1 protein-coding gene is annotated in these 2,258 nt (G+C 64.4%); it reads left to right on the forward strand.

Annotated features, from left to right (window positions below; genetic code table 11):
• The first annotated feature begins 621 nt into the window (after positions 1 to 621).
• Positions 622 to 2,136, forward strand: a complete 1,515-nt coding sequence (ltrA, locus tag ACWC9T_RS41570) for a group II intron reverse transcriptase/maturase (RefSeq protein WP_449826212.1) — start codon at positions 622 to 624, stop codon at positions 2,134 to 2,136.
• Positions 2,137 to 2,258 lie beyond the last annotated feature (122 nt).

A 2,258-nucleotide genomic window follows, 5' to 3' on the forward strand; every position in this document is an offset into this window, starting at 1 on the left:
CGTGCGCCACGAGGCGCTGAGGAATCGAGTGGGAGGAGGAGCCCACGGCTGGTCATCGCAGTGACCGGTTGAAGCTGGAGGCAGGCTGATCCCCAGGTCGGGGGTGAGGTCGGAAGCAGCCTCGACAACGTAGGGGCGGACCGAGACCACCAGGCGGTCCGTGCCCGCAAGCGAAGACGGAATGGGTGTAAGGAAACTGAACCAGTGGTTGAAGCCCCGTGAGTCGTCAGCGGCCTGCCGAATCTGGTGGATGGGTCGCTTTGCGGTACTGGAGAGTGCTCTGTCCGATGGCCTCTCCTCTCCGACCGCCCTGTGGGATGGTTGGAGGCCCGGATCAAGACTGCGATGTGCGGTCCGTGGTGATGCCGCCGGGGTAGAGCTGGGCGCCGAAGCCGTCGTAGAGATCCTCAGTGAACGTGGGAAGCGATCCGGTGTCGCCCTCACCGTCCGGCAGCCAGCCAGCCAGCCAGCCAGCCAGCCAGGCGGCGGGCAGGTGCGACGCTCACTGATGGCGCCGGATCGTGGCGGAGTCGCCGTAGTACTTCGAGGCCGGGAAAGCCGGCCGCATGGGGAAGGGCGACAGCGTGATAGCAGCGGTGCTGCTGCCGGGGAGGAGCGTTGTTGAATAGCGACGCGCCGTCGATATCGTGGCCGGGCATTTTCGCGGCCGAGCGACGGGTACTCGAACATCAGCTCAAGCTGCACCGATGGGCAAGGGCCGAGCCGGAACGCCGGTTCGGCGACGTGTTCAACCTGATCTGCGACCGGTCCACCTTGCTGGTGGCCTGGGAGCGGGTGTCGGGCAACCAGGGTGCCAGGACGGCGGGCGTGGATGCGGTGACGCGTCATCACGTCGAGGACTACGGGGTGATTCCGTTCCTGGAGGAACTGCGTTCCTCGCTCAAGGACGGATCCTTCACCGCGCTGCCGGTCAAGCAGGCGGTGATCCCGAAGAAGGGCGGCAAGGTCCGCTACCTGGGGATCCCCACCCTGCGCGATCGTGTCGCGCAGATGGCCCTCAAGCTGGTTCTGGAGCCGATTTTCGAGGTCGATTTCTACCCGTCCAGTTACGGGTATCGGCCTGGCCGTCGAGCTCAGGATGCCATCGCCGAGATCCACCATCTCACCAGCCTCTCCTACGAGTGGGTGGTGGAAGGGGATATCACCGCATGCTTCGACAACGTCGACCATCACGTTCTGATGGACTTGGTGGGAGAGCGCATCAAGGATCGGAAGGTCCTGCGTCTGGTCCGTGCGTTCCTGCGGGCCGGAGTCGTCGAACTGCACGGTGGCTTCGCGGACAGTCTGAACGGAACTCCGCAAGGCGGGGTCGCCTCACCGCTGTTGGCCAACATCTATCTCTCCATCCTGGACCGGCACTTCGCTCGGCTCTGGAACGAGGAGATGAGTCCGCGCTGGCGCAGGCAGTATCGGCGCAAGAAGGGACTGCCGAACTTTCGACTGGTGCGTTACGCCGACGACTTCGTCGTGCTCGTGCACGGCACCAGGTCAGACGCGGAAGCGCTGAAGTCGCAGATCGGCGAGCTGCTGGCCAACAAGCTGAGGATGACCCTCTCGGTCGAGAAGACACACATCACCCATATCGACGACGGCTTCGTCTTCCTGGGCTTTCACATCCAGAGCAAGATCCGGGGCGACGGACGTCGAGTCGTGCTGACGATTCCGGCAAAGCAGGCGCTGGCATCGGTGATGCACAAGATCAAGAGGCTGACGGGGCAGGGAACGACCTCGCTCTCGTTGGCGGAGGTGCTGCGGAAGGTCAATCCGGTCCTGCGGGGTTGGGCAGGCTACTTCCGCTACGGCGCATCCAAGAAGACGTTCTCCTACCTCGGCTGGTACGCGTGGTGGAGAATGCTTCGGTGGATTCGCCGTAAGCACCCTCACCTGACCTGGAAGCAGTTGCGGCGACGCTACTACGGAACGGACCGCATCGCCGAGGACCGCATGGTCCTCTACAACCCGGCGAAGATGCGGGTCGAACGCTACCGTTACCGCGGAGCGCAGATCAGCACGCCATGGAACATCGACGAGGTCGACCCCGATGGAGCACGTTTCCGTCGGACCGACCACGACGACATGGCCTTCGTCGGCCAGGTCAGCGAACACCTCACCTGACCCTCATGGATCACGTGGAGAGCCGGATGCCCGGCCAACGGGCACGTCCGGTTCGGCGGGCGGGGACGGGAAGACCGACACCTGCAAGGGTGCACGGCGTCTCGTCCCCGACCCAACCGCTC

Source organism: Kitasatospora sp. NPDC001159 (assembly GCF_053598235.1).